Origin of the sequence: Streptomyces sp. NPDC006476, assembly GCF_040612015.1 — a bacterium.
GTDB lineage: Bacteria > Actinomycetota > Actinomycetes > Streptomycetales > Streptomycetaceae > Streptomyces > Streptomyces griseorubiginosus_B.
Window position 1 is genome coordinate 57,381 of record NZ_JBEXPK010000001.1, and the last position, 26,619, is coordinate 83,999.

Consider the following 26,619-nt stretch of genomic DNA (forward strand, 5'->3'; position numbering starts at 1 on the left):
CCTCTCACCGGCGAGGCGCGCGCCGCCGCTCGTCGGGATACTGGAACGGCCCTTGTCCGAGGAGCCGCTCATGTCCCCGTCCTCATGGATCCCGCGGATCGCCGCGCGTGTGCGTGCCGCGAATCCGTACGTCGTCGACACCGCCCTCGCCGCGCTCGTGCTGTTCGCCGTGTCCCTGCAGTGGCTGTTCCCCGACGAGGGCGACGACCGCCTCAGCTGGCAGGGCTGGCTGCTCGGCGCGGCGACCGCGGTGCCGCTGGTGTGGCGGCGGCGCGCGCCCTTCGCCACCGCGGGGGTGATCTCCGCCGCGACGCCCGCGATGGCCGTCTACCACGCGCCGCCACCGGACGTGGTGTGGGGCGGCCTCGTCGTGCTGTACACGCTGGCCGCCCGCTCGCCCGCCTGGCAGCGCCGCCTGATGCTGGCGGGCTGGCTGCTCGGCACGACGCTGACCATGCAGCACAAGGAGAACGCCCGGCCCTTCGAGTACGCCTTCCATCTGCTGACGATCCTGTGCGCGTACGGGCTCGGCACACTGGCCCGGGTGCAGCGCGCGTACACCGACGCGATCGAGGACCGGGCTCGGCGTCTGGAGGGCGAGCGGGCCGCTGACACCGCACGGGCCATCGCCCAGGAACGGGCCAGGATCGCCCGGGACATGCACGACGTCCTCGCCCACGCGGTGAGCCTGATGGTGGTGCAGGCGGAGGCGGGACCGGTCGTGGTGCGCAGCGATCCGCAGCGCGCGGAGGCCTCCTTCGACGCGATCGCGACGGCCGGCCGGGACGCGATGGCGCAGCTGCGGCGGATCCTCGGCGTGCTCAAGGAGGAGCCCCGCGACGGCACTTCACCCCAGCCGGGGACGGCGGCCCTGCCCGCGCTGGTGCGCCGGGTCGGTGAATCCACCGGTCTGCGCGTGGAGTTGCGCACGACGGGCGAGCCGCGACCGCTGCCGCCGGACGCGGAGGTCGCCGCCTACCGGGTGACGCAGGAGGCGCTGACGAACACGGTGAAGCATGCGTACGCTGCCTCGGCGACGGTCGAACTGGAGTGGACGGAGGACGCGTTGACCCTGACGGTGACCGACGACGGACGGGGCCCGGCGGGACCGGGCGGCGGACACGGGCTCATCGGCATCCGGGAGCGGGCCTCCGCCTGCGGAGGCAGCGCGGACACCGGACGGGGACCTGACGGCGGCTTCCGGGTCGCCGTACGGCTGCCCGTCGCGGCGGACCGGCAGGCGGCGCTGGGGTGAGCATCCGCGTGGTCGTCGCCGACGACCAGGAACTCGTGCGCAGCGGGTTCAGCATGATCCTCGAAGCCCAGCAGGACATCGAGGTGGTCGCGGAGGCCGGGGACGGCGCCGAGGCGGTCGCGGCGGTGCACCGGCACGCGCCGGACGTGCTGCTCCTCGACATCCGCATGCCGGAGATGGACGGCCTGGAGGCGGCCCGGCGGGTGTGCGCGCAGTCCGTGTGCAAGGTCGTGATGCTGACGACGTTCGATCTCGACGAGTACGTGTACGAGGCGCTGTACGCGGGCGCCAGCGGCTTCCTCCTCAAGGACGTGCGCCGCGACGACCTGGTGCACGCCGTGCGGGTGGTCGCGGCCGGTGACTCCCTGCTCGCTCCCACGGTGACCCGGCGCCTGGTCGCGGACGTCGTCCGGCGCCGCCGGGAGGAGGCCGCCGCCTCGGCCACCCCGCAACGCCTGGAGGTCCTGACCGCCCGCGAGGTGGAGACCCTGCGGCTGCTGGCCCGCGGTCTGTCCAACGCCGAGATCGCCACGGCCTTCTTCGTCAGCGAGCACACCGTCAAGACCCACGTCAGCAACGTCCTGGCCAAGCTCGGCCTGCGGGACCGGGTGCAGGCGGTGATCTGCGCGTACGAGACGGGGCTGGTGGCGCCCGGAGCTCCCTAGCCGAGCTCCTCGAAGAGGGTCAGCTGGAGCGCGCCCGGGGCCTCGAGCCGCGAGTTCAGGGAGTTCCAGGGCGTGCGGGTCGGCTCGGCGAGGACGTCGGCTCCGGCGGCGGCGAGCCGTGCCGTGACGGCGGTGGAGTCGTCCACCTGGAAGGCGACCCGGATCGGCCCGGCCATGCGCCGCCCCACCTCCACCTCGTCGATGAAGGCGGCGTGACCCGGGTCGGTCAGCTCCAGGGTGGCCCGGCCCGCCTCCAGGATGGCGACCCGGCCGTCGGGGGACGAGAAGGCGGCACGCTCGGGCATGCCGAGGACGTCCCGGTAGAAACGCAGCGCCTCGTCGTAGTCGGACGCCGTGACGACGAGACGGAGTTCGCGGACAGGGGATTCCTCGGACACGGGGCGCTCCTCGACGGCGGGGTGTGGTGAGTCGGTCAACCTCCGCCGCGACCGGAACGATTCCCGCCTCCCCCCGGAGAGTGAGCCGCACCCCCGTCTCCCCCGGGCGGCCGAGGACTCGAAACCGCTCGCTCCGGCGATCCGGGAGCGCACCCGGCCGCACGAGCCTGAGGGCATGTCCACCGACGCCCCGCAGGGAGGGACCGTGCTCTCCGTCCTCGCCCGGACGGCCACCCGCCGTCCGCTCACCGTGATCCTGTTCTGGCTGCTCTTCCTGCTGCTCGGCTTCGGGCTCGGGACGGGCGTCTTCGGGCAGCTCTCCGACAACGTGCCCGACGTCCCCGGCACCGAGTCCGAGCACGCGGCCCAGTACCTCGACCGGACCGATCCGACCGGTGAGTCGATCACCGGGGTCGTGGCGGGCGTCGCGGTGAGCGGCGCCGGCCTGCGCACCCAGGTCGAACGGGCCGTCGCGGACGTGCGTCGCGTTCCCGGGGTGGCCGCCGTACCGGATCCGTACACCACCCGCGGGCTCACGGCGCGCGACGGGCGCGCCCTGATCGTCCCGGTCACCCTCGAGGGCGGTCTCGGCGACGACGCCGAGGAGAAGGCCGTCGACGCGGCCGCCGCGCGCATCAAGCGGATCGAGGCGCCCGACGTGCACGTCAGCGGCGGCCCGTTGCTCGGCAAGCAGCTCGGCGAACGGGCCCAGGAGGACGTGCGCGACGCCGAGTTGATCTCCCTGCCCGTCGTCCTCGCCCTGCTGCTCGTGGTGTTCGGCGGACTGCGCGCGGCCGGGCTGCCGCTCGTGATCGCGGTCAGCGGGATCGCGGGCGCGTTCCTGGCGCTGTTCGGCTTCAGCCAGGTCACCGACATCTCGGTGTACGCGATCCAGGTCACCACCATGCTGGGGCTCGGACTCGCCGTGGACTACGCCCTGTTGATGCTGGTCCGCTTCCGGGAGGAACGCCGGCACACCGAGGACGTGGTCGAGGCCGTGCACCGTACGGTCGCGGCGGCCGGGCGGACCGTGCTGTTCTCCGGGCTCACCGTCGCCGTCAGCCTCACCGGACTGCTGGTCTTCCCGAGCGTGTTCCTGCGCAGCATGGGCCTCGCGGTGGCGGCGGTCGTGGTCGTCGACATGCTGGCCGCGGTGACGCTGCTGCCCGCGCTGCTGACACGGTTCGGCGCGCGGATCGCCCCCGCGAAGACACGGCCGGAGGGCGAGGAGGGCCGCTTCTTCGCCCGCCTCGCGCGCTTCGCCGCCCGCCGCCGGATCGCCGTGCTCGCCACCGTCGTACCGGCCCTGCTGGTCCTCGCCCTGCCCGTCACCGGCATGCGGATCGAGATCGGTGACGCCACCCAGCTGCCGTCGAGCACCGAGGCACGGCAGTTGTACGACACCGTCGGCGCCCACTTCCCGCCCGGCACGGGCGTCTCGCCGGTCACGGTCGTCCTGAAGCCCGGCACCGACGCGGCGACCGCCGACCGCATCCGCGCCCTCTCCCCGACCGCCGAGGTCCGTACCCTGCCGGACGGGGCGAGGGTCGTGCAACTGCAGCCCTCCGGCCGGGTCGACGGCGCGGCGGCGACCGGTCTGGTGCGGCAGGTGCGGGAGCTGCGCGGCTCGGAGCCCGTGCAGGTCACCGGGTCCGCCGCCCGGCTCGTCGACTTCCGCGCGATGCTCGCCGACCGGGCGCCCTGGGCGGCCCTGACCGTGCTCGTCGGCATCTTCGCGCTGCTGTTCGCCTTCACGGGCTCGGTGCTGATCCCGCTGCGCACGATCCTGACCACACTGCTCAGCCTGGGCGCCGCGCTCGGTGTGGTGGTGTGGGTCTTCCAGGACGGTCATCTGGCCGGCGCGCTGGGCGCCGAGGGCCTGGGCGCCCTAAGCCTGACCGCGCCACCGCTGATCGTGGCCATCGCCTTCGGACTGGCCATGGACTACGAGCTGTTCATCCTGGCCCGGATGCGCGAGGCGCGCCGGCTGACCGGGGACGACCAGGAGGCCGTGGTGACCGGTCTGCGCCGCTCCGGGCGCGTGGTGACCTGCGCCGCGCTGCTGCTGGCCGTCGTCTTCGGCGCCTTCATGACCGGCGGCTTCTCCCCGATCCTGCAGATCGGCCTCGGACTGACCCTCGCGGTGCTGATCGACGCGACGGTCGTACGGATGCTGCTGGTCCCGGCGACGATGGCGCTGCTGGGGCGGCGGGCGTGGTGGGCGCCGAGGCCGCTGCGGCGGGTGCACGAGCGGTTCGGGGTGAGCGAGGAGGCTCGAAGGCCGGTCGAGCCGGCGCACCTCTGAAGCAGGAAGGCACGGAACGGCCGGGCCCCCGGGGAGTCCTCACCGGAATCTCAGGAAGCGGCCCGGCCTTTCAAAGGATCAGCACATCCGCGCGGCGCAGGATCCATCCGGACAAGGTGGAAATCCCAGGAAGGCCTGCCGTGGGCGTCTCGCACATATCGAACCGGTCCCCGCAGCGGTCGGGGAGGTGGTCCCGGCGCGGTGTGCTCGGCGCGCTCGGCGTCGTACCGGCCGCCGCCGTACTGAGCGGGTGCAGCGGTTCGGCGGGCGCCTCCGAGGACACGGCCACGCCCGCCGCGTCCGCGAAGGCGGCGGCGAGGAGGCCGACGGTCTCGGTCACCCCCGCCGACGGCACCAGGAAGGCCGGCTTCGCGAACCCGGTCGAGGTCACCGTGACCGACGGCACGCTCGCGTCGGTGAAGGTCACCGGCAACGACGGCTCGACACTGGCCGGTTCCTTCAACGCGGCCAGGACCAGGTGGACGTCCGCGAGAAACCCGTACTCGGGCACGAAGTACACGGTGACCGCCACCCCGAAGGGCGGCTCGGCGCGGACCACGACCTTCACCACCAAGTCGCCCGGCGAGACCTTCGTCGGCTACTTCACGCCCGAGGCGGACTCGACCTCCGGCGTCGGCATGCCCGTGTCGATCAACTTCACGCACGCCGTGAAGGACAGGGCGGCCGTGCAGAAGGCCATCACCGTCACCGCCGAGCCCGCCGTCGAGGTGGTCGGCCACTGGTTCGGCGACACCCGGCTGGACTTCCGGCCCGAGACGTACTGGGCGCCCGGTACGAAGATCACCCTCAGCCTGCGGCTGAAGGACGTGCAGGGCGCCGAGGGCGTCTACGGCGTCCAGCACAAGGACGTCACCTTCCACATCGGCCGCGCCCAGATCAGCACCGTCGACCTGGCGAGCAAGGAGATGGTGGTCAAACGGGACGGGGAGACCGTCGCCACCTATCCGGTCTCCGGCGGCAATGCCCAGCACACCACCTGGTCCGGGATCATGGTGATCAGCGAGCGGTTCCAGCAGACCCGGATGGAGTCCTCCACGGTCGGACTCGGCGACGAGTACGACATCCCGGACGTGCCGCACGCCCAGCGCCTGACCACCTCCGGCACCTTCGTGCACGGCAACTACTGGGCGTCCACCTCGGTCTTCGGCCACGAGAACACCAGTCACGGCTGCGTCGGTCTGCACGACGCGAAGGGCGCGAAAGACCCCTCCGTGGACGGCTACAAGTTCTACAGGAGCTCGATGCTCGGCGATGTCGTCATCGTCAGGAACTCCGGCGAGCGGACGGTGGATCCGGCCAACGGGCTCAACGGCTGGAACCTGTCCTGGGCCCAGTGGAAGGCGGGGAGCGCCGTCTAGCACAAACGGCATTCATGGGGTGAACTCACCCGCGCCGGAAGGACTTTCCTTGTTTTAAGTCTTGACGACCGGTGTGGGCGGGAGCACATTGGGGCCACTTTGAGAGCGCTCTCAATCGGCACCCCGCAGCCAACCCCGTACCCGAGAGGCACCCCCATGAGTGCAAGCTCCGGCATACCGAGACGGCGACGCGCGCTCGTCGCCGTCCTCAGCACGCTCGGCCTGGCGGCCGCGCTCGCCACGGCCGCCACCCAGTCCGCCGACGCCTCCGCCCCCACACCCCCGGCGGGCTGGACCCAGGTCTTCCTCGACGACTTCAACGGCTCGGCAGGCACCGGCGTCTCCACCTCCAACTGGCAGTACGACACCGGAACCTCGTATCCGGGCGGCCCCGCCAACTGGGGCACTTCCGAGGTCGAGACGATGACCAGCAGCACCAGCAACGTCGCCCTCGACGGCAGCGGCAACCTGAAGATCACCCCGATCCGGGACGCGGCCGGCAACTGGACCTCGGGCCGTATCGAGACCAACCGCACCGACTTCCAGCCCCCGGCGGGCGGCAAACTGCGCGTCGAGGCCCGGATCCAGATGCCCAACGTCACCGGGAACGCGGCGGCCGGCTACTGGCCGGCGTTCTGGATGCTGGGCGCGCCCTACCGCGGCAACTACCAGAACTGGCCGAGCGTCGGCGAGCTCGACATCATGGAGAACGTCAACGGCATCAACAAGACCTGGGCCACCATGCACTGCGGCACGGCCTCGGGCGGCCCCTGCAACGAGACGACGGGCCTGGGCAATTCGACGGCCTGCCCCAACACGACCTGCCAGTCGGGCTTCCACACCTACACCATGGAGTGGGACCGCTCGGCCAGCCCCGAGGCGATCCGCTTCTACGTCGACGGGGTCAACTACCAGACGGTGACGGCCGGTCAGGTGGACGCGACGACCTGGGCCAACGCCACCAACCACGGCTTCTTCGTCATCCTGAACGTCGCGATGGGCGGCGCCTTCCCGGCCGCGTTCGGCGGCGGACCGACCAGCGCCACCGAGTCCGGACACCCGATGCTGGTGGACTACGTCCAGGTGCTGTCGTCCAGTGGGAGCGGTACCACCACACCTCCGCCGTCCGGCAACCGTGACGCCTACAGCGCCATCCAGGCGGAGTCGTACGACAGCCAGTCCGGCGTCAGCACCGAGACCACCTCGGACACCGGTGGCGGGCAGGACGTCGGCTACATCGCCAACGGCGACTGGGCCCTCTACAAGGGCGTCAACTTCGGCTCCACGGCAGCCAGGCAGTTCTACGCCCGGGTGGCGAGCGGCGCGGCGAGCGGGGTGAGCGGTCTGGTCCAGGTACGCCTCGACAGCGCCACCAGCACACCCGTCGGCAGCTTCGCCGTCGCCAACACCGGCGGCTGGCAGTCCTGGACGACGATCCCGGCCAACATCAGTGCGGTCACCGGCACCCACGACGTCTATCTGACCTTCTCCAGCGGGCAGCCGGCGGACTTCGTGAACGTGAACTGGTTCGACTTCGGTCACTGACGGCACGGTTCACGCAGAGAGGGGCCTCACGCCTGGAGCGTGGGGCCCCTCTTCAGTGCATCTCGGCCCGGAACGCCGCCGGTGTCATGTCCGTGTGCTGCTGGAAGAACTTGGAGAAGTTCGCGGCGTCCGGGAAGCCGACGGCCGCGCCGACGCGGCCGATCGGGAGGTCGGTGTGGGCCAGGAGGCGCTTGGCCTCCAGGACGACCCGTTTGTCGATGAAGCCCTTGGGGGTCTCGCCGGTGGCGGCGCGGACCGCGCGGACGAGGGTGCGGCGGGAGTAGCCGAGCGAGTCGGCGTAGGCGCTGACGCTGTGATTGGTGGCGAAGCCCTTCTCCACGGCGTCCCGGAAGAGAGTGAAGGTGGTGTCCGACTGACCGCGGGCCGCCTGGGCCGAACTCGCCGCCAGATGGGCGAGACGGAGCAGGAACGCCGTCAGGGAGTGGCGCAGGACCGCCGTGTGAAGACTCAGCGGAAGTGTCGTGGTGTCCTCGTACTCGTATCGCAACTGCGTCAGGGCCGAGCGCAGGGCGGCCAGTTGGGCGTCGTCCGGGCGGAGCAGGGGCGGGAGGTCGTAGCGGTAGAGGCCCGTGGCCTCCACCGTGGCACGGGGCAGGAAGCCCGGCTGCATGGTCAGCACGGTTCCGCGGTACTCGCTGACCTTCGGGAAACGGTGGACCTGGCCCGGGCGGATCCACAGCACGTCCCCCGCCGTCGCCTCGTACTCGGCGAAGTCGATCATGTGGCGGACGGGGCCGTCGTCGAAGAGCATCACGACATGGAAGTCGATGCGGTGGACACGGTGCAGCGGGGCATCCGCGTGCCAGGTGCGTCCGGCTCCCATGGGGCCGACCTGCATGCCGACCCCGCACACACTCAGCTCGACCGGGAAGGGGAACGTTCTGATCACGTCCACGCCCCCTTCACCGTCGCCGCCTTGGATGGTTCTGTCCGCCATGTCCCTCTCACGCCGCCCGGCTGGTGCTGTCGGTGTCCCACTTTCACCACAGGCTGGCACACGAGGACCTACCACCGTAAAAGTCAGACTTTTAAGTTTGAACGCGTCAGGCCAGAACCACCGCTGCGATCAAGGACTTCTTGAAGATGAGCACGCAGACACCGGACAGCTTCGAATGGACCGAACTCGACCGACGCGCCGTCGACACCGCTCGGTTGCTGGCCGCCGACGCCGTACAGAAGGTCGGCAACGGCCACCCGGGCACCGCGATGGCGCTCGCACCGGCCGCGTACACGATCTTTCAGAAGCTGATGCGCCACGATCCCGCGGACCCCGAGTGGACCGGCCGGGACCGTTTCGTCCTCTCCCCCGGCCACACCTCGCTGACCCTCTACACCCAGCTGTTCCTGGCCGGGTACGAGCTCGAGCTCGATGACCTGAAAGCCTTCAGGACCCACGGGTCCAAGACGCCCGGTCACCCCGAGTACGGCCACACGGCGGGCGTGGAGACCACCACCGGTCCGCTCGGCCAGGGCGTCGCCAACGCCGTCGGCATGGCGATGGCCGCCCGCTACGAGCGCGGTCTGTTCGACCCTGAGGCCCCCGAGGGCACCTCCCCCTTCGACCACACCATCTGGGCGATCGTCTCGGACGGCGACCTGGAGGAGGGCGTCTCCGCCGAGGCCTCCTCCCTCGCCGGGCACCAGAAGCTCGGCAACCTGGTCTTCCTCTACGACGACAACCACATCTCCATCGAGGGCGACACCGCGACCGCCTTCTCCGAGGACGTCCTGAAGCGGTACGAGGCCTACGGCTGGCACACCCAGCGCGTCGAGCCCGCCGAGGACGGCGACATCGACGTACCGGCCCTCTACGCGGCGCTCAGGGCCGCCCAGGCCGAGACCGGCCGGCCCTCCATCGTCGCGATGCGCACGATCATCGCCTGGCCCGCGCCGAACGCGCGCAACACCGAGGCCGCCCACGGCTCGGCGCTCGGCGCCGACGAGGTCGCCGCCACCAAGCGCGTCCTCGGCTTCGACCCCGAGCAGTCCTTCCAGGTCGACGCCGCCGTCCTCGCCCACACCCGCGAGGCCCTGGACCGCGGCGCCGAGGCGCACGCGGCCTGGGACAAGCAGCTCGACAAGTGGCGCGGCGCCGACCCGCAGCGCGCCGAGCTGTTCGACCGGGTGGTGGCCGGCCGGCTGCCCGAGGGCTGGGAGGAGGCGCTGCCGGTCTTCGAGGAGGGCAAGTCGGTCGCCACCCGCGCCGCCTCCGGCAAGGTGCTGCAGTCGCTGGGTGCCGTGCTGCCCGAGCTGTGGGGCGGCTCCGCCGACCTGGCCGGCTCGAACAACACCACCATCGACAAGACCAGCTCCTTCCTGCCGAAGGGCAACCCGCTGCCCGGGGCCGACCCGTACGGCCGTACCGTCCACTTCGGCATCCGCGAGTTCTCGATGGCCGCGGAGATGAACGGGATCGCCCTGCACGGCAACACCCGCGTCTACGGCGGCACCTTCCTGGTGTTCTCCGACTACATGCGCAACGCGGTGCGGATGTCGGCGCTGATGCAGCTCCCGGTGACCTACATCTGGACGCACGACTCCATCGGTCTCGGCGAGGACGGCCCGACGCACCAGCCGGTCGAGCACCTGGCCGCGCTGCGCGCCATCCCGGGTCTGAACGTGGTCCGCCCGGCCGACGCCAACGAGACCGCCGTCGCCTGGGCCGAGATCCTCAAGCGGCACGCCACGAACCCGGCCCCGCACGGACTCGCGCTCACCCGTCAGGGCGTGCCGACGTACGCCCCCAACCCCGATGCGGCGAAGGGCGGTTACGTCCTGAAGGAGTCCTCGAAGGGGACCCCGGACGTCGTCCTCATCGCCACCGGCTCCGAGGTGCAGCTCGCCGTCGCCGCGCGGGAGCAGCTGGAGGCCGAGGGGATCGGCACCCGCGTGGTGTCGATGCCGTCGGTGGAGTGGTTCGAGGAGCAGCCCCGCGAGTACCGCGAGAGCGTGCTTCCGCCGTCGGTGAAGGCCCGCGTCGCGGTCGAGGCGGGCATCGGTTTGACGTGGTACCGCTTCACGGGTGACGCAGGACGCATCGTCTCCCTGGAGCATTTCGGCGCCTCCGCCGACGCGAAGACCCTGTTCGCCGAGTTCGGCTTCACCCCCGAGAACGTCGCCGCAGCGGCCCGGGCTGTGTTCAATTCAACGACGGGCCTCGCCGCCGCCCGCGGTTGATCCGATCGCCAGAAAGAAGATGATCAGTACCATGACCGAAGCAACCGCCACCGCGGGAGCACTCAAGCGCCTCACCGACGAAGGCGTCTCCATCTGGCTGGACGACCTCTCGCGCGGGCGCATCGAGACCGGCAACCTCGCCGAACTCGTCCGCGACAAGCACGTCGTCGGCGTCACCACCAACCCGTCCATCTTCCAGGCCGCCATCGGCTCCGGCGAGGGCTACGAGGAGCAGCTCGCCGACCTGGCCGTGCGCGGCGTGACGGTCGAAGAGGCCGTACGGATGATGACCACCGCCGACGTCCGCGCCGCCGCCGACGTCCTGCGGCCCGTGTACGACGCGACCGGCGGCCGGGACGGCCGGGTCTCCATCGAGGTCGACCCGCGTCTGGCCCACGACACCAAGGCCACCGTCGCCGAGGCCAAGCAGCTCTCCTGGCTCGTCGACCGGCCCAACGTCATGATCAAGATCCCGGCGACCCGGGCCGGCCTCCCGGCGATCACCGAGGTCATCGGCCTCGGCATCAGCGTCAACGTCACGCTGATCTTCTCCCTGGAGCGCTACCGCGAGGTCATGGACGCCTACCTCGCCGGTCTGGAGAAGGCGCAGGCCAGGGGTCTCGACCTCGCGGCCATCCACTCGGTCGCCTCCTTCTTCGTCTCCCGCGTGGACTCCGAGATCGACAAGCGGCTGACCGGCCTGAGCTCCCCCGAGGCGACCACCCTCAAGGGCCGGGCCGCGCTGGCGAACGCGCGACTGGCGTACCAGGCTTATGAGGAGGTGTTCGGCTCCGCCGGCGACCCGTCCCGGTCGTCGGACCGCTGGACCGCCCTCGCCGGCGCCGGCGCCAACCGGCAGCGCCCGCTGTGGGCCTCGACCGGCGTGAAGGACCCCGCGTACAAGGACACCCTGTACGTGGACGAGCTGGTCGCCCCGGGCACCGTGAACACGATGCCGGAGGCCACCCTCGACGCCACCGCCGACCACGGCGGGATCACCGGTGACACGGTGACCGGCGGCTACGCGCAGGCGCGCGCCGACCTGGCCGCCGTGGAGGCCCTCGGGATCTCGTACGAGGAGGTCGTGCAGCAGCTCGAGGACGAGGGTGTCGCCAAGTTCGAGACGGCCTGGCAGGACCTGCTGGAGGCCGTCGCCAAGTCCCTGGACAGCAAGTCCCCGGACAGCAAGGGAGTAGAGGCGGAATGACCGAGATCCCTGCCACCGTCGACTGGGAGAACCCGCTGCGCGACCCCCGCGACCGGCGCCTCCCCCGTATCGCCGGCCCCTCCGGCCTGGTCATCTTCGGCGTCACCGGTGACCTCTCCCGCAAGAAGCTGATGCCGGCCGTCTACGACCTGGCCAACCGCGGTCTGCTGCCGCCGGGCTTCTCGCTCGTCGGGTTCGCCCGCCGGGACTGGGAGGACGAGGACTTCGCGCAGATCGTGCACGACTCCGTGCGCGAGCACGCGCGCACCGAGTTCCGTGAGGAGGTCTGGCAGCAGCTCGCCGAGGGCATGCGGTTCATCCCCGGCGACTTCGACGACGACACCGCCTTCAAGCAGCTGAAGTCGGCCGTCGAGGAACTGGACGCCTCCCGCGGCACCGGGGGCAACTTCGCCTTCTACCTCTCCGTGCCGCCGAAGTTCTTCCCGAAGGTCGTCCAGCAGCTGAAGAAGCACGGCCTGGCGAACGCGCCCGAGGGCGCCTGGCGGCGCGCGGTCATCGAGAAGCCGTTCGGCCGCGACCTCGCCAGCGCCCGTGAGCTGAACGCGGTCGTGCACGACGTCTTCGAGCCGGACCAGGTCTTCCGCATCGACCACTACCTCGGCAAGGAGACCGTCCAGAACATCCTGGCGCTCCGTTTCGCCAACGAGATGTACGAGCCGATCTGGAACCGGTCCTTCGTCGACCACGTCCAGATCACGATGGCCGAGGACATCGGCATCGGCGGCCGCGCCGGCTACTACGACGGCATCGGCGCCGCCCGTGACGTCATCCAGAACCACCTCCTGCAGCTCATGGCCCTGACGGCCATGGAGGAGCCGGCCGCCTTCGACGCCGAGTCGCTGCTCACCGAGAAGCTGAAGGTCCTCAAGGCCGTGAAGCTGGCGGACAACCTCGGCGCCCACACCGTGCACGGGCAGTACGCGGCGGGCTGGCAGGGCGGCGAGAAGGTCCGCGGCTACCTGGAGGAGGACGGCATCGACGCGTCCTCCACGACCGACACCTACGCGGCCGTCAAGCTGAACATCGACAACCGCCGCTGGGCGGGCGTGCCGTTCTATCTGCGCACCGGCAAGCGGCTGGGCCGCCGGGTCACCGAGATCGCGGTCGTCTTCCAGCGCGCCCCGCACTCGCCCTTCGACTCCACCGCCACCGAGGAGCTCGGCGAGAACGCGATCGTCATCCGCGTCCAGCCCGACGAGGGCATGACGGTCCGGTTCGGCTCCAAGGTCCCGGGCACCTCGATGGAGATCCGGGACGTGTCGATGGACTTCGCCTACGGCGAGTCCTTCACCGAGTCCAGCCCCGAGGCGTACGAGCGGCTCATCCTGGACGTACTGCTCGGCGACGCCAACCTTTTCCCCCGCCACCAGGAAGTGGAAGAGTCCTGGAAGATCCTCGACCCGATCGAGGAGTACTGGGCGAAGAACGGCAAGCCCGCGCAGTACGCCTCGGGCACCTGGGGACCCGAGGAAGCCGACGAGATGCTCGCACGAGACGGACGGAGCTGGCGCAGGCCATGAAGATCGACCTGACCGACACCACGGCAAGCAAGATCAACAAGGCGCTGGTGCAGGGTCGCCGCGCCATCGGTACGCCTGCCGTGGGCATGGTCCTGACGATGGTGATCGTCACGGACGAGGAGAACGCCTACGACGCGATCAAGGCGGCCGAGGAGGCCTCGCACGAGCACCCCTCGCGCACCCTGGTCGTCATCAGGCGGCAGGCACGCACCCCGCGCGACCGCGTCGCCTCCAAGCTCGACGCCGAGGTGCGCGTGGGCTCCGACGCCGGCACCGGTGAGACGGTCGTGCTGCGCACCTACGGCGAGGTGTCCGACCACGCCGACTCGGTCGTGCTGCCGCTGCTGCTGCCCGACGCGCCCGTCGTGGTGTGGTGGCCGGTGGACGCGCCCGAGGTGCCCTCGAAGGACCCGCTGGGCGCGCTGGCGCAGCGCAGGATCACCGACCTGTACGCCGTGGAGAACCCCCTTGAGGCCCTGGAGACCCGGGTCCGCTCCTACGCGCCCGGCGACACCGACCTCGCCTGGACCCGGCTGACGCCCTGGCGCTCGATGCTGGCCGCCGCCCTGGACCAGGCGCGGGCGCAGATCATCTCGGGCGCGGTGGAGGCCGAGGCCGAGAACCCCGCCGCCGAGCTGCTGGCGCGCTGGCTGGAGGCACGACTGAACGTGCGGATCGACCGTGTTGTCACGGCCGGCCCGGTCGTCACCGCCGTGCGCCTGGGCACCACCGACGGCGAGATCGTCATCGACCGCCCCGAGGGCCCGCTGGCCACGCTGTCCCTGCCGGGCCAGCCCTCCCGCACCCTCGCCCTGAAGGTCCGCACCACCTCCGAGCTCATCGCCGAGGAGCTGCGCCGCCTCGACGCCGACGAGATGTACGCGATCGCCCTGCGCGGCGAGAGCTTGAAGGAGACCGTCTGACATGTCCGACACCCCAAGTCTCACCCGGCGTCCCGAGTGGACCGCCCTGGAGGACCACCGCGCCCAGGGCGAACCCCGGCTGCGGGAGCTGTTCGACACCGACCCGGGGCGCGCGGAGCGGTACGTCGTACGCGTGGGTGATCTGCGCATCGACTACTCCAAGCACCTGATCACCGACGAGACCCTGACCCTGCTCCGGGAACTGGCCACCGCCACCGACGTGTTCGGGCTGCGGGACGCCATGTTCCGCGGCGAGAGGATCAACACCACGGAGAACCGCGCCGTGCTGCACACCGCCCTGCGCGCCCCGCGCGACGCGGTGGTGGAGGTCGACGGCGAGAACGTGGTGCCGAAGGTGCACGCCGTGCTGGACAAGATGAGCGGCTTCGCCGAGCGGGTCCGCTCCGGCGGGTGGACCGGCCACACCGGCAAGCGGATCCGCAACGTCGTCAACATCGGCATCGGCGGCTCGGACCTCGGCCCCGCGATGGCGTACGAGGCGCTGCGGGCCTTCACGGCACGGGAGTTGACCTTCCGCTTCGTGTCCAACGTGGACGGCGCCGACCTGCACGAGGCGGTGCGCGACCTGGACCCGGCGGAGACGCTGTTCATCGTCGCCTCCAAGACGTTCACCACGATCGAGACGATCACCAACGCCACCTCGGCCCGTTCCTGGCTGCTGGAGGGCCCGGACGGTCTGCACGACGACAAGGCGGTCGCGAAGCACTTCGTCGCCCTGTCGACGAACGCCGGCAAGGTCACCGAGTTCGGCATCGACCCGGACAACATGTTCGAGTTCTGGGACTGGGTCGGCGGCCGCTACTCCTACGACTCGGCGATCGGCCTCTCCCTGATGATCGCCATCGGCCCGGACCGCTTCCGCGAGATGCTGGACGGCTTCCGGATCGTCGACGAGCACTTCCGGAGCGCCCCGGCCGAGGCCAACGCCCCGCTGATCCTCGGCCTGTTGGGCGTCTGGTACGGCAACTTCCACGACGCCCAGTCGCACGCCGTGCTGCCGTACTCGCACTACCTCTCCAAGTTCACGGCGTATCTGCAGCAGCTGGACATGGAGTCCAACGGCAAGTCGGTGCAGCGTGACGGGCGTCCGGTGGAGTGGCAGACCGGACCGGTGGTGTGGGGCACGCCCGGCACCAACGGGCAGCACGCCTACTACCAGTTGATCCACCAGGGCACCAAGCTGATCCCGGCGGACCTGATCGGCTTCGCCCGCCCGGTGGACGAACTGAGCGCCGAACTCAAGGCGCAGCACGACCTGTTGATGGCCAACCTGTTCGCGCAGGGCCAGGCGCTGGCCTTCGGCAAGACCGCCGACGAGGTGCGCGCGGAGGGTGTGCCCGAGGAGCAGGTCGCGCACCGCACCTTCCAGGGCAACCACCCCACCACGACCATCCTGGCCCGCGAGCTGACCCCGTCGGTCCTCGGCCAGCTGATCGCCCTCTACGAGCACAAGGTGTTCGTCCAGGGAGCGATCTGGAACATCGACTCCTTCGACCAGTGGGGCGTCGAGCTCGGCAAGGTGCTCGCCAAGCGCGTCGAACCCGCCCTGACCGAGGGCGCCGACGTCCCCGGCCTCGACCCCTCCACCACCGCACTCGTGGCCGCCTACCGCGACCTGAAGGAAGGCAACTGACATGCAGCTCGGACTGATCGGTCTCGGCAAGATGGGCGGCAACATGCGCGAGCGGATCCGCCGCGCCGGCCACACCGTCATCGGCTACGACCGCAACCCCGACCTCTCCGACGCGACGAGCCTCGCCGAACTGGTCGACAAGCTGGAAGCGCCGCGCGTGGTCTGGGTGATGGTCCCGGCCGGCGCCGCCACCCAGTCCGTCGTCGACGAACTCGGCACCCTCCTCTCCCCCGGCGACACGGTCGTCGACGGCGGCAACTCCCGCTGGACGGACGACGAGAAGCACGCCGAGGAGCTGGGCGCCAAGGGCATCGGCTTCGTCGACGCGGGTGTCTCCGGCGGTGTGTGGGGCCTGCAGAACGGCTACGCGCTGATGGTCGGCGGCGACAAGGAGCACGTCGAGCGGCTCCACCCGATCTTCGAGGCGCTCAAGCCGGAGGGCCCGTACGGCTATGTCCACGCGGGCAAGGTCGGCGCCGGGCACTTCTCGAAGATGGTCCACAACGGCATCGAGTACGCCATGATGCAGGCCTACGCCGAGGGCTGGGAGCTGCTGGAGAAGGTCGCCTCGGTGGACAGCGTCCGCGAGGTCTTCCGGTCCTGGCAGGACGGCACGGTCATCCGTTCCTGGCTGCTGGACCTGGCGGTCAACGCCCTCGACGCGGACGAGCACCTCGACAAGCTCAAGGGCTTCGCGCAGGACTCCGGAGAGGGACGCTGGACTGTGGAAGCAGCCATCGCCAACGCCGTCCCGCTGCCGACGATCACAGCCTCCCTCTTCGCGCGGTTCGCCTCCCGCCAGGACGACTCCCCGCAGATGAAGATGGTCGCGGCGCTGCGCAACCAGTTCGGCGGCCACGCCGTCGAGTCGAAGGAGTAGTCCGGCCGTGGGGGACCTTCTCCTGGTCCGCCACGGCGAGACGGAGTGGAGCGTGTCGGGACAGCACACCAGCTTCACCGACCTGCCCCTCACCCAGCACGGTGAGGAGCAGGCCAAGTCCCTCGCTCCACTCCTCTCCCAGCGGACCTACGCACTCGCCCTGACCAGCCCGCTCGGCCGCGCGATACGCACCGCCGAACTCGCGGGCATCCCCTCGCTCGAGGTCGAACCCGACCTGCACGAGTGGAACTACGGCGCCTACGAGGGCGTCACCACCGTCGAGATCCACCGCACCCGCCCGCACTGGGACCTGTGGCTGCACGGTGTCCCGCCCGGCCCCGACGGCCACCCGCGCGAGTCCCCGGCCGAGGTGGGCGACCGCGCCGACCGGGTGCTGGCCCGGGTGGACGCCGCCCTCGCCAACCGCTCGGGAGACGTGATCCTCGTCGCGCACGCCCACTTCCTGCGCGTCCTGACCGCCCGCCGACTGGGCCTGCCGCCCGCCGAGGGACGGCTGTTCCAGCTCTCCACGGGCACGGTCAGCCGCCTGTCGACCGAGCACGGCCGCCCGGTCGTCGCCGAGTGGAACACCCGGCCGTAACCCTCCCGGCCCGGACCACGCCCGCCTCCGCGCTCGCTCAACACCGCAGACGAGCGGACGCGTTGGTGTCGTGGCCCGGGCCGCTGTCGTGTGGGGGCGTTAGAGTCCCGCCCTGTGGAGATCAACGAACTGACGCCGGCCGAGCGGCGGGTGTGGCGGGCGTTCGCCACGGGGGAAGCGGTCGACTTCGGTACGGGGAACGACGAGGACCCGGCCGAGGGCATGCGGTGGGGACCCGAACGGACGCTGCGGGCGGCCGTGTTGCGGGCCCTGCTGCTCAACGGGCCCGAGGAGCCGGGTGAGATAGCCGCGCTGAAGGTGGACGGCGCCCGGATCACCGGCGTCCTCGACCTGCGGTACGGCACGACCGACCACGCGGTCCGGCTGAGCCACTGCCACTTCGAGGAGGTCCCGCAGCTGTACGGCGCGCGACTGCGCCAGCTCAACCTGAGCGACTCGGTGCTGCCCGGGCTGTCCGCGGCGACGGTCCGGGTCGAGGGGGTGCTACGGCTCACGGACTGCCGGTTCCTGGGGCCGGTACGGCTGGGCGGGGCGCACATGGCCGGGGCGCTGTTCGTCGACCGGAGCGCGTTCGAGGCCGCCGACGCCGAGGAGCCGGTGCTGCAGCTGAACCAGGTGACGATCGGGGACGACCTGTGGGCACCGGGCCTGCGGGCACACGGTCAGGTCCGGCTCACCGGAGCGTCCGTGTCCGGCGCGGTGAACTTCCGCGACACCGAGTTCGACCACCCCTCGGGCACCGCCCTCGACGCACAGAACCTCACGGTGGGCAGCGACGTCCGGGCTGCGTGCCTCACCGCGCGCGGGCGGGTGGACTTCCGGGGCTCCCGCATCCCCGGCTGCCTCGATCTGCTGCACGCCCGCCTCTCCGGGCCGGGCGGGACGGCCCTGCGGGCCAGCAGCAGCGTGATCGGCGAACTCTGGCTGCGTGGCGGTGACCGTGTGGACGGCGCGCTGAACCTGCGCCGGTCCCACATCGAACTCCTCACCCTCGAACCGGCGATGCTGCCCGGCAAGGTGTACGTCAGCGAGCTGACCTACACGGCCCTCACCCCGCACGTGCCCGCCGAGCGCCGCCTGCCCATGCTCGAGCGCGACGGCGACGGCTATGTCCCTTACGCCTACGAGCAGTTGTCGGCCGCCTACCGCCGGGTCGGCGACGACCACGCCGCCCGGCTCGTCCTTCTCGCCAAGCAGCGCCGTCTGCGCTCGACCCGCGCCTGGTACGGCCGCGTCTGGGGCTATGTCCAGGACGCCACCGTCGGCTACGGCTTCCACCCGCTGCGCGCCGCCGTCTGGCTGCTGTCGCTGCTGGCCGTCGGCTCACTCGCGTACGCCCTGCACCACCCGCGCCCGCTGAAGGCGTCGGAGGCCCCGCACTTCAACCCGGTGTTCTACACCCTCGACCTGCTCCTGCCGGTGATCTCCTTCGGCCAGGAGGACGCCTTCGCGCCGAGCGGCTGGTACCAGTACCTCGCCTACGCCCTGATCATCACCGGATGGATCCTGGCCACCACGGTCGTCACCGGCGTCACCCGGACCGTCAGCCGCCAGTGAGGCGGCGGGCGGCATGCTGGGCGGCGAGGCGGACGGGGGCGTTCGAGGCGCCGTACCCGCGATACCCGCCGTCGCGCTGGACGAGTTCGAAGAAGATGCGGCCGACGGTCCTGGTGTAGCAGTGCCGGAACTCGCCGTGCGCGTCACGGTCGTAGAGGACGCCGAGTTCCCGGTACGTCTCCAACTCGCCGTCGGCGAAGTCGAATCGGGCGGCGAGGTCGTCGTAGTGGTTCGCCGGTATCGGCAGCAGCGCGCCACCGGCCGCGCGGAACCGGCGCGCGGCCGCCACCACGTCGTCGGTGGCGAGGGCGATGTGCTGGGCGTGGACGGTGGCATCGGCGGGTGCCGGGCCGACGGACAGGGCGATACGGACGCTTCCGTCGGCGGCGGTGACGGCGCGGCTGCGCAGCAGGCCGTACGGGTCGGCGACGTCCACGCTCTCCTGCGCGGACAGGCCGAGCACGCCGCGGTGGAAGAGGGCGGCCTCGTCGAAGTGGTGCCAGGGCTGGACGAGGGCGAGATGGTCGACGCGGGTCACGGCCGTGTCGGGTCCGGCGCCGGGTACGTCCTCGAAGTCGGCGCGCCAGTTGGGGAGTTCGGGATGGTCCGTCGCGCAGAAGAAGAGTTCCGTGCCGTCGGGCGCCGCCACGGCCTCCAGCGGGGCGTCCTCGGCCGCCCGCCGGCGGGGCAGCACCGGTGCCAGTAGCGCCTCGGCGCGACGGGCCGCTCCGGCCGGGTCCGGTGACTCCAGGCCGATCGCGGCGAGTGTGGTGCCGTCGCGGCGGGCTGCGGGCCCGGTGTTGACCAGGACGCGGGCCTCGCCCTGCTGCCACAGGTCGACCGGCTTGCCGCGGTGCCGTGCCGTGCGGGCGAAGCCGAGGGCGCCCAGCACCTCGGCGACCGGCTCGGCGTCGGGGGTGACCAGCTCGGCGAAGGCGACGCCGGTGGGGACGACCGGGGCGGGCAACTGGGCCAGGCCCACCGTCTCCTGCAGGACGAGGAGGGAGCGGTGCGCGTCCACGGCGGTCGGCCCGGCCTCCGCCTGGCGGAAGACGTCGTTGAAGACCTCGAGGGAGAGGGATCCGGCGTATCCGGTGCGCAGCACGTGCCGTACCAGCCCGGCGACGTCGAAGCCGCCCTGGCCGGGGAAACAGCGGTAGTGGCGGCTCCACTGCAGCACGTCCATGGCGAGCAGCGGGGCGTCCGCGAGCTGGAGGAAGAAGATCTTCTCGCCGGGGATCTCCTCGATGCCCTTGGGGTCACTGCCGCGCGAGAGGATGTGGAAGCTGTCGAGACAGGTGCCGAGCGAGGGGTGGCCCGCCGTCGCGACGATGTGCCAGGCATGGTCGAACGTGCTGACGTGCCGTCCCCAGGCCAGCGCCTCGTAGGCGACGCGGATGCCGAACTCCCCTGCCAGGTCGGCGAGTCGGGACAGCTGTTCGGCGGCCAGGGCGTCGTCGTCGACGGCCGACGGGGAGACGCTGGAGCAGACGAGCACCGTGTCGGCGCCGAGGCGCCGCATCAGCTCGAACTTGTGCCGGGCGCGCCGCAGATTCCGCCTGAACTCCTCCTCGGGCACGGCCTCGATGTCCCGCAGGGGCTGGTAGAGGTCGATGCCGAGTCCCAGGTCGGCGCAGCGGGCCCGGATCTCCTCGGGGGCGAGGGGGCTGGCGAGCAGGTCGTTCTCGAAGATCTCGACCCCGTCGAAGCCGGCCCGGGAGGCGGCGGTGAGCTTCTCCGTGAGGGATCCGCTGAGAGAGACGGTGGCGATGGACGTACGCACCTTCGACTACCTCACTTCACTTCGGGGCGGTGACGGCGCCCGCCAGTTCCCCGATGTCCGAGAGCATCCGGGCCGCGTCGGGTTCCCGGCCGGTGAACAGGCGGAACGCGTCCGCTGCCTGGAAGACGGCCATCCCGCCCCCGTCCAACGTGGCGCACCCGGCGGCACGGGCCGCGCGCAGCAGCTCGGTCTCCAGCGGCCGGTAGACCACCTCGGCGACCCACAGGCCGGGACGCAGCAGCTCCGCGGCGAAGGGCAGGCCCGGGTGCGCGGCCATCCCGGTCGGTGTGGCGTGGACGATGCCGTCCGCGCCGGGGAGCAGGTCGGCGAGCCGGTCCGGCGTGGCGGCGGCGGCCCGTCCCGCGCCGAAGTGCCGGTTCAGCCCCGCCGCCAGATCCACCGCCCGCTCGGCGAGCGCGTCGACGACGGTGACCCGACCGGCGCCGAGGGTGAGCGTGGCGTGCGCGACGGCCGCGCCCGCACCGCCCGCGCCCAGCTGCACGACCCGCTCCAGGGGCACGTCGGGCAGCCCGCGGGCGAAGGACGCGGCGAACCCGGTGACGTCGGTGTTGTGCCCGGTCGCCCGTCCGTCCTCGAAGACGACGGTGTTGACCGCGCCCAGCGCCTCGGCCTGCGGGGCGAGGGCGTCCAGGTGCCCGATGACCAGTTGCTTGCAGGGGTGGGTGATGTTCAGCCCGTCGAAACCGAGGTCGCGGGCGGCGCGCACCAGGTCGCCCACGGACCGCGGGGGCAGGCCCAGCCGGTCGATGTCGATGAGCCGGTACAGATAGCGCAGGCCCTGGCGGTCCGCCTCCCGCTCGTGCAGCGCCGGGCTGAGCGAGGGCCCGATGCCGGCGCCGATCAGTCCGACGAGAAACGAGTCCTTGGCCACACGGACCTCCTGAGCCGATGGTTAATGTACGAACCAGTACGTTAGCTATATCAGTCGCCCGGCGCCCAGGGAAGGTCCCGGTACCGTCCGCCCGGGCGCCTTCTAGAATCTGCGGCACCGGTCCCACCCCCCGAAGGAACCCGATGACCAGCGTCGACGAACCGGCACGACCCGGCGGACGGATCCGTGACGCCGCCCGCACCCAGGCCGAGATCCTCGACGTGGCCACCCAGGAGTTCGCCCGGGCCGGCTACGACGGCGCCCGCGTCGACGAGATCGCCGCCCGCACCCGCACCACCAAGCGGATGATCTACTACTACTTCGGCGGCAAGGAGCAGCTCTTCACCGCCGTACTGGAGCGGGCGTACGGCGTGATCCGCGAGGCCGAGCAGGCCCTGGACGTCGAGCATCTGGACCCGGTGGCGGCCATCCGGCGGCTGGCCGAGCTGACCTTCGACCACCACGAGCAGCACCCGGACTTCATCCGGCTGGTCAGCATCGAGAACATCCACGGCGCCGAGCACATCGCGGCCTCCGGGAAACTCGGCAGGATCGGCTCCCCGGCGCTCGACGTGATCCGCCGCATCCTGGCCGCCGGGCAGGAGTCCGGGCTGTTCACGGCGGACGTCGACGCCGTCGACCTGCACGCGATGATCAGCTCCTTCTGCTTCTTCCGGGTGTCCAACCGGCACACCTTCGGCGCCCTCTTCGGCCGCGACCTGGTGGACCCGGCGCAGCGCGAGCACTACCGCGCCATGCTGGGCGACATGGTGATCGCCTACCTGACCGCGGAGCGCACGGCGGACTGAGGGTCGCGGGGCGCGACCCCTTGACACGCGGGAAACGCGGGCGCAACATCCCACCCACCGCTACTAACTATCCAGTGGGTTAATTAGCCGCTTGATCCGGCTCCCCGCTCGCTCTTCCCTCCCCCCTCTCCGTCTCCCCTTCCCCGTTCGCTCCGCTTACGTTGGAGCCCCCCGAAGGAGCAACGCCGTGTCCGTCCCCGCCGAAGCCGTCGGGCAACCGAAAAAGGCCGCAGCAGCCGCCTGGATCGGCAGCGCCCTGGAGTACTACGACTTCTTCATCTACGGCAGCGCCGCCGCGCTGATCTTCCCGAAGGTCTTCTTCGACGCCTCCGACCCGGCCAACGCGACCCTGCTGTCGCTGGCCACCTTCGGCGTCGCGTACGCCGCGCGGCCCGTCGGCGCGCTCTTCCTCGGTCACTTCGGTGACAGGGCGGGCCGCAAGAGGATCATGGTCTTCACGCTGATCCTCATGGGGCTGTCGACGTTCCTGATCGGCTGCCTGCCCACCCGTGCCCAGGTGGGCTCGCTCGCGCCGGTCCTGCTGGTGCTGTGCCGGGTCCTGCAGGGCGTCTCCGCCGCCGGCGAGCAGGCCAGTGCCAACTCGATGACCCTGGAACACGCCCCGCCGCACCGGCGCGGCTTCTTCACCAGCTTCACCCTCAGCGGCACCCAGGGCGGCCAGCTCATCGCCACCCTGGTCTTCATCCCGGTCGCCGCCCTGCCCGAGGACCAGCTGCTGTCGTGGGGCTGGCGCGTCCCGTTCTGGGCGAGCGTCGCGGTCGCCGTCGTCGGGTACGTCATCCGGCGCCGCCTCGAGGAGACACCGGTGTTCGCCCGGCAGGCGGCGAGCGAGGGCGTCGTGAGGATGCCGCTGTTCGTGCTGCTGCGGGAGCACTGGGGGGATGTGCTGCGGGTGATCGGGGGCGCGCTCATCGCCTCGGTCTCCACGATCTTCACGGTGTGGGCGCTGGCCTACGCCACCAGCGACTCCGTCGGCATGTCCCGCTCGTCCATGCTGTGGGTGGGGGCGCTCGCCAACGCGGTCGCGCTCGCCGCCATCCCGCTGTGGGCGCGCCTGTCGGACCGGATCGGCCGCCGCCCGGTGTTCCTGGTCGGCGCGGTGGGCAGCGCGGTCACCATGTTCCTGTACCTGTGGGCGATCTCCACGGGCGACTACCCGCTGGTGCTGTTCCTGGGCGTCGTCGCCTTCGGTGTCGTCTACAGCGCGGCGAACGGTGTCTGGCCGTCCTTCTACGGCGAGATGTTCTCCACCCGCGTCCGGCTGTCCGGCATGGCCGTCGGCACCCAGATCGGCTTCGCCGTCGCCGGTTTCGCGGTGACCTTCGCGGCGGAGATAGCGGGCCCGGACGGCACCGACTGGTCCTCGGTGGCCCTCTTCACCGCGGCCCTGTGCGTCCCGCCGGTCATCGCGGCCCTCTCGGCCCGGGAAACCCACAAGGTCCCGACGGAGCAGCTGGGCGAGCGCACGGCCCGGTCGGCGTCACAGCCGGAGACGGTCACGGCCTGACCCCGCACCGCCGAACCGCCGCACGCGCCGGGTTCCGTTCCCGGCACGTGCGGCGAACTCCTGTCCGGCCCCGGTCACGCGTTGGACCAGCCCCGTTCGCACAGGACCAGCCGGTACCCGTCCGGATCCTCGACGGTCACTCCCCACCGGTTCCAGTAGGGATTGGGCGAGGACACCCGCTTGCCGCCGTGCGCCTCCAACCGGTCCACCAACTCCTCCGGCACCGGCCCGTCGACGTAGACGACCAGCAGGTCCTCCTCGGTGGGCCGGGGTTCCACCGGCCGGGTGGGCTCGTGCACCAGCTCCAGGTGCCATCCCGCGTCCGGCCACCCGACCATGAGCAGATCGTGCTCACCGGCCTCCGAGCCGCCCTCGGTCCGCCACACCACGCTCAGCCCGAGCCCCTCGACCCAGAACCGCTCGGCGGCCACGAGATCCCTCGAGGGCCGGGCGACACGAACATGGCTGCGTCCGTCGACGGGCATCATGACCTCTTCCCGAGCTGCGCTGTCTTCCCCGGTGAGCCTAGGCAGCCCCGGAGCCCCGGGCCATCGGTCGTGCGCCCTGCGCCCGCAGCCCTAGGACCGCGTGACCGTCTCAGCCCTGGTTGGCGCCCTACGGGATGCCGTAGCCCTCTCAGCCCTTGATGGCGCCCTTCGGGATGCCGTACGCGCGATCCACCTTCAGGCGCACCACCAGTCGGCCGTCGCGGACCATCGAGGCGCGGTAGTCGTCCCAGTCGGGGTGTTCGCCCAGGACGTCCCGGTAGAGCCGGATCAGTTCCTCGACCGTGTCGTCCTGGGGATCCTTCGCGACGGGCGAGAGCTCCGCGGTGCCCTCGACGACCGTGTAGGCCCAGCGGTCCGGGCTGGAGACGTGGTAGGAGGCGCGCGGGTCCCGGCGCAGATTGCGGGTCTTGGCGCGGTCGTCCGTGACCGAGATCCGGACGATGCCCTCCTCCGGGTAGTAGTGGTGGCTGACGTTCGACAGCTGGGGGCGGCCGTCGCGCTTGAGAGTGACCAGCACTCCGCCACGGTGTTCGGAGAGCAGCTCGAGCAGTGTGTCCTGAGTCATACCGCAGTCAACCCGTCCGGCGGATGCCCGCATTCCCAAAACGCTCCCTCACGGAGATCAATCCCGGTCAACAGGGGGACCCGGCCCGTGTTCCTGCGCAACGATGAGTTCTGGGGCCGGTGTGACGCGGCACGCCGCACCGGGCCCCGACGAGCGCATTCGGAGGAGAGCGATGGCACAGCTGCGACAAGAGGTGGACCCGGAAGAGGCCGGGCTGGACGTGAAGGCACTGGACCGCCTGGACCAGCATCTCGCCCACTTCGTCGACGAGGGACGCCTGCCCGGCTACCTGGTGGCCGTGGCCCGCTCCGGACGTGTCGCCCACCTCACCACCCACGGCCGGCGCGACGTCGCGGCCGGGCTGCCCGTCGAGCCGGACACGCTGTGGCGGATCTACTCCATGACCAAGCCGGTCACCACCGTCGCCGCCCTGATCCTCGTCGAGGAGGGCCGGCTCTCACTGGACGACCCGCTCGCCCGGTACCTGCCGGCCTTCGCCGAGCCGCGGGTGTACGAGAGCGGCTCCGGGGCCGATGTCCGCACCCGCCCGGCGTCCGGGCCGATCCTGATCCGCCACCTGCTGACCCACACCGCGGGCCTGACCTTCGGCTTCTACCACTCCCACCCCGTCGACGCCCTGTACCGCGCGGCCGGCCTGGAGTCGTCGGTGGTGCCGGGCACGAACCTCGCCGAGACGGTCGACGTGTACGCGGGTCTGCCGCTGCAGTTCGAGCCGGGCACGGAGTGGAACTACTCGGTGGCCACCAATGTGCTCGGCAGGGTTGTCGAGGTGGTCTCGGAGCAGCCGCTCGACGCGTTCTTCGCTGAGCGCGTCCTCGGCCCGCTCGGCATGACCGACGCCGGATTCCACGTCACCGACGAACAGGCGCCCCGGCTGGCCGAGTTGTACGGCGAGACCGAGGGTGGCGGCATCGAGCCGGTCCCGGGGCTGCCGTTGCGCGGACGCCCCCGTCTGCTGTCCGGCAGCGGCGGCATGGTGGCCTCGGCGCACGACATGCACCGCTTCATGGAGTTCCTGCGCCGTCGCGGCGAACTCGACGGCGTCCGTCTGCTGAAGGCCGAGACGGTCGACCTGATGACCGAGAACCATCTGCCCGGCGGCGCCGACCTGCGCGCCTTCGGCAGCCGTCCGGTCCACGACGAGCCGAACAACGAGGGCGTCGGATTTGGACTCGGTGTCTCCGTCGTCATCGACCCGGACCGCACCCCGACCCCGTCGAGCCTCGGCACCTACGGCTGGAGCGGCGCGGCCTCGACGACCTTCTGGGTCGATCCGCGCCGCGAACTGACCGTGCAGTTCATGACCCAGGTCCGGCCTAAGACCCCGCTCGGGGTCATCCCGGACCTCAGGCGCCTGGTGCACGAGGCGGTCACCGGCTGAGC

The 26,619-nt window shown here is 71.3% G+C and carries 22 protein-coding genes; 16 read left to right on the forward strand and 6 right to left on the reverse strand.

Going from position 1 to position 26,619, the window contains the following annotated elements; translation table 11 throughout:
* The first annotated feature begins 70 nt into the window (after window positions 1-70).
* Together ABZZ74_RS00265 and ABZZ74_RS00270 are read left to right on the forward strand one after the other, a co-directional pair.
* Window positions 71-1,255: a sensor histidine kinase gene (locus ABZZ74_RS00265; protein WP_356760573.1), complete on the forward strand. Its 1,185-nt coding sequence runs from the start codon at window positions 71-73 to the stop codon at window positions 1,253-1,255.
* Complete coding sequence (locus ABZZ74_RS00270; RefSeq protein ID WP_356760575.1) at window positions 1,252-1,920, forward strand: response regulator transcription factor; 669 nt, start codon at window positions 1,252-1,254, stop codon at window positions 1,918-1,920. The genes ABZZ74_RS00265 and ABZZ74_RS00270 overlap by 4 nt, the downstream gene beginning before the upstream one ends.
* On the opposite strand, the gene ABZZ74_RS00275 is transcribed toward ABZZ74_RS00270, so the two are convergent.
* The gene (locus ABZZ74_RS00275; RefSeq protein WP_356760577.1) at window positions 1,917-2,318 is read right to left on the reverse strand and encodes a VOC family protein; all 402 of its coding nucleotides are present in this window, start codon (window positions 2,316-2,318) and stop codon (window positions 1,917-1,919) included. The genes ABZZ74_RS00270 and ABZZ74_RS00275 overlap by 4 nt on opposite strands.
* 205 nt (window positions 2,319-2,523) lie before the next feature.
* Here ABZZ74_RS00275 and ABZZ74_RS00280 point away from each other — a divergent pair, with 205 nt between their 5' ends.
* From ABZZ74_RS00280 to ABZZ74_RS00290, 3 genes are all read left to right on the forward strand, one after another.
* A complete protein-coding gene (locus ABZZ74_RS00280) occupies window positions 2,524-4,623 on the forward strand; it encodes an MMPL family transporter (protein ID WP_356761081.1) in 2,100 nt (699 codons plus the stop codon).
* A 140-nt stretch (window positions 4,624-4,763) separates the two neighbouring features.
* Window positions 4,764-6,002 (forward strand): Ig-like domain-containing protein, encoded by a 1,239-nt coding sequence (locus ABZZ74_RS00285; protein ID WP_356760578.1) that lies wholly within the window; start codon window positions 4,764-4,766, stop codon window positions 6,000-6,002.
* A gap of 156 nt (window positions 6,003-6,158) precedes the next feature.
* Complete coding sequence (locus tag ABZZ74_RS00290) at window positions 6,159-7,547, forward strand: glycoside hydrolase family 16 protein (protein WP_356760580.1); 1,389 nt, start codon at window positions 6,159-6,161, stop codon at window positions 7,545-7,547.
* Between the two features lie 52 nt (window positions 7,548-7,599).
* Here the strand turns inward: ABZZ74_RS00290 and ABZZ74_RS00295 are convergent, their stop codons facing one another.
* Window positions 7,600-8,505: an AraC family transcriptional regulator gene (locus ABZZ74_RS00295; protein ID WP_356760582.1), complete on the reverse strand. Its 906-nt coding sequence runs from the start codon at window positions 8,503-8,505 to the stop codon at window positions 7,600-7,602.
* A 146-nt stretch (window positions 8,506-8,651) separates the two neighbouring features.
* On the opposite strand from ABZZ74_RS00295, the gene tkt reads away from it, so the two are divergent.
* The 8 genes from tkt to ABZZ74_RS00335 all read left to right on the forward strand — a co-directional run bounded on the left by tkt (window position 8,652) and on the right by ABZZ74_RS00335 (window position 19,129).
* On the forward strand, window positions 8,652-10,745 hold the full coding sequence (gene tkt / locus ABZZ74_RS00300; RefSeq protein ID WP_356760583.1) for a transketolase: 2,094 nt from the start codon (window positions 8,652-8,654) through the stop codon (window positions 10,743-10,745).
* A 22-nt stretch (window positions 10,746-10,767) separates the two neighbouring features.
* Window positions 10,768-11,952, forward strand: a complete 1,185-nt coding sequence (tal, locus tag ABZZ74_RS00305) for a transaldolase (protein ID WP_356761083.1) — start codon at window positions 10,768-10,770, stop codon at window positions 11,950-11,952.
* The gene (gene zwf / locus ABZZ74_RS00310; RefSeq protein ID WP_356760585.1) at window positions 11,949-13,493 is read left to right on the forward strand and encodes a glucose-6-phosphate dehydrogenase; all 1,545 of its coding nucleotides are present in this window, start codon (window positions 11,949-11,951) and stop codon (window positions 13,491-13,493) included. Before tal ends, zwf begins: the two co-directional genes overlap by 4 nt.
* The gene (gene opcA, locus ABZZ74_RS00315; protein WP_356760587.1) at window positions 13,490-14,416 is read left to right on the forward strand and encodes a glucose-6-phosphate dehydrogenase assembly protein OpcA; all 927 of its coding nucleotides are present in this window, start codon (window positions 13,490-13,492) and stop codon (window positions 14,414-14,416) included. Before zwf ends, opcA begins: the two co-directional genes overlap by 4 nt.
* A 1-nt stretch (window position 14,417) precedes the next feature.
* Window positions 14,418-16,070: a glucose-6-phosphate isomerase gene (gene pgi / locus ABZZ74_RS00320; RefSeq protein WP_356760589.1), complete on the forward strand. Its 1,653-nt coding sequence runs from the start codon at window positions 14,418-14,420 to the stop codon at window positions 16,068-16,070.
* A gap of 1 nt (window position 16,071) precedes the next feature.
* Window positions 16,072-16,950, forward strand: a complete 879-nt coding sequence (gnd, locus tag ABZZ74_RS00325) for a phosphogluconate dehydrogenase (NAD(+)-dependent, decarboxylating) (RefSeq protein WP_356760591.1) — start codon at window positions 16,072-16,074, stop codon at window positions 16,948-16,950.
* A gap of 7 nt (window positions 16,951-16,957) precedes the next feature.
* The gene (locus ABZZ74_RS00330) at window positions 16,958-17,551 is read left to right on the forward strand and encodes a histidine phosphatase family protein (protein WP_356760592.1); all 594 of its coding nucleotides are present in this window, start codon (window positions 16,958-16,960) and stop codon (window positions 17,549-17,551) included.
* Window positions 17,552-17,665: 114 nt separating this feature from the next.
* The gene (locus ABZZ74_RS00335; protein WP_356760593.1) at window positions 17,666-19,129 is read left to right on the forward strand and encodes a membrane-associated oxidoreductase; all 1,464 of its coding nucleotides are present in this window, start codon (window positions 17,666-17,668) and stop codon (window positions 19,127-19,129) included.
* On the opposite strand, the gene ABZZ74_RS00340 is transcribed toward ABZZ74_RS00335, so the two are convergent.
* Both ABZZ74_RS00340 and ABZZ74_RS00345 read right to left on the reverse strand, forming a co-directional pair.
* Window positions 19,116-20,912, reverse strand: a complete 1,797-nt coding sequence (locus ABZZ74_RS00340) for a TIM barrel protein (protein ID WP_356760595.1) — start codon at window positions 20,910-20,912, stop codon at window positions 19,116-19,118. The genes ABZZ74_RS00335 and ABZZ74_RS00340 overlap by 14 nt on opposite strands.
* Window positions 20,913-20,928: 16 nt before the next feature.
* The gene (locus tag ABZZ74_RS00345) at window positions 20,929-21,804 is read right to left on the reverse strand and encodes a shikimate dehydrogenase (protein ID WP_356760596.1); all 876 of its coding nucleotides are present in this window, start codon (window positions 21,802-21,804) and stop codon (window positions 20,929-20,931) included.
* A gap of 143 nt (window positions 21,805-21,947) precedes the next feature.
* On the opposite strand from ABZZ74_RS00345, the gene ABZZ74_RS00350 reads away from it, so the two are divergent.
* Both ABZZ74_RS00350 and ABZZ74_RS00355 read left to right on the forward strand, forming a co-directional pair.
* Window positions 21,948-22,613: a TetR/AcrR family transcriptional regulator gene (locus ABZZ74_RS00350; protein ID WP_356760597.1), complete on the forward strand. Its 666-nt coding sequence runs from the start codon at window positions 21,948-21,950 to the stop codon at window positions 22,611-22,613.
* 187 nt (window positions 22,614-22,800) lie between these two features.
* Window positions 22,801-24,141, forward strand: a complete 1,341-nt coding sequence (locus tag ABZZ74_RS00355) for an MFS transporter (RefSeq protein ID WP_356760599.1) — start codon at window positions 22,801-22,803, stop codon at window positions 24,139-24,141.
* Between the two features lie 74 nt (window positions 24,142-24,215).
* On the opposite strand, the gene ABZZ74_RS00360 is transcribed toward ABZZ74_RS00355, so the two are convergent.
* A complete protein-coding gene (locus ABZZ74_RS00360) occupies window positions 24,216-24,626 on the reverse strand; it encodes a VOC family protein (RefSeq protein WP_356761085.1) in 411 nt (136 codons plus the stop codon).
* 151 nt (window positions 24,627-24,777) lie between these two features.
* The gene (locus ABZZ74_RS00365) at window positions 24,778-25,215 is read right to left on the reverse strand and encodes a PPOX class F420-dependent oxidoreductase (RefSeq protein ID WP_356760600.1); all 438 of its coding nucleotides are present in this window, start codon (window positions 25,213-25,215) and stop codon (window positions 24,778-24,780) included.
* A gap of 172 nt (window positions 25,216-25,387) precedes the next feature.
* Between ABZZ74_RS00365 and ABZZ74_RS00370 the strand changes: the two genes are divergently transcribed.
* Complete coding sequence (locus tag ABZZ74_RS00370) at window positions 25,388-26,617, forward strand: serine hydrolase domain-containing protein (protein ID WP_356760602.1); 1,230 nt, start codon at window positions 25,388-25,390, stop codon at window positions 26,615-26,617.
* Window positions 26,618-26,619 lie beyond the last annotated feature (2 nt).

What these genes read in the sequence shown, in the direction of transcription:
- ABZZ74_RS00295 (WP_356760582.1), bottom strand. Translation starts at nt 8,505, where the DNA reads ATGGCGGACAGAACCATCCAAGGCGGCGACGGTGAAGGGGGCGTGGAC.
- ABZZ74_RS00290 (WP_356760580.1), top strand. Translation starts at nt 6,159, where the DNA reads ATGAGTGCAAGCTCCGGCATACCGAGACGGCGACGCGCGCTCGTCGCC.
- pgi (WP_356760589.1), top strand. Translation starts at nt 14,418, where the DNA reads ATGTCCGACACCCCAAGTCTCACCCGGCGTCCCGAGTGGACCGCCCTG.
- tkt (WP_356760583.1), top strand. Translation starts at nt 8,652, where the DNA reads ATGAGCACGCAGACACCGGACAGCTTCGAATGGACCGAACTCGACCGA.
- opcA (WP_356760587.1), top strand. Translation starts at nt 13,490, where the DNA reads ATGAAGATCGACCTGACCGACACCACGGCAAGCAAGATCAACAAGGCG.
- zwf (WP_356760585.1), top strand. Translation starts at nt 11,949, where the DNA reads ATGACCGAGATCCCTGCCACCGTCGACTGGGAGAACCCGCTGCGCGAC.
- ABZZ74_RS00350 (WP_356760597.1), top strand. Translation starts at nt 21,948, where the DNA reads ATGACCAGCGTCGACGAACCGGCACGACCCGGCGGACGGATCCGTGAC.
- ABZZ74_RS00360 (WP_356761085.1), bottom strand. Translation starts at nt 24,626, where the DNA reads ATGCCCGTCGACGGACGCAGCCATGTTCGTGTCGCCCGGCCCTCGAGG.
- ABZZ74_RS00265 (WP_356760573.1), top strand. Translation starts at nt 71, where the DNA reads ATGTCCCCGTCCTCATGGATCCCGCGGATCGCCGCGCGTGTGCGTGCC.
- ABZZ74_RS00365 (WP_356760600.1), bottom strand. Translation starts at nt 25,215, where the DNA reads ATGACTCAGGACACACTGCTCGAGCTGCTCTCCGAACACCGTGGCGGA.
- gnd (WP_356760591.1), top strand. Translation starts at nt 16,072, where the DNA reads ATGCAGCTCGGACTGATCGGTCTCGGCAAGATGGGCGGCAACATGCGC.
- ABZZ74_RS00370 (WP_356760602.1), top strand. Translation starts at nt 25,388, where the DNA reads ATGGCACAGCTGCGACAAGAGGTGGACCCGGAAGAGGCCGGGCTGGAC.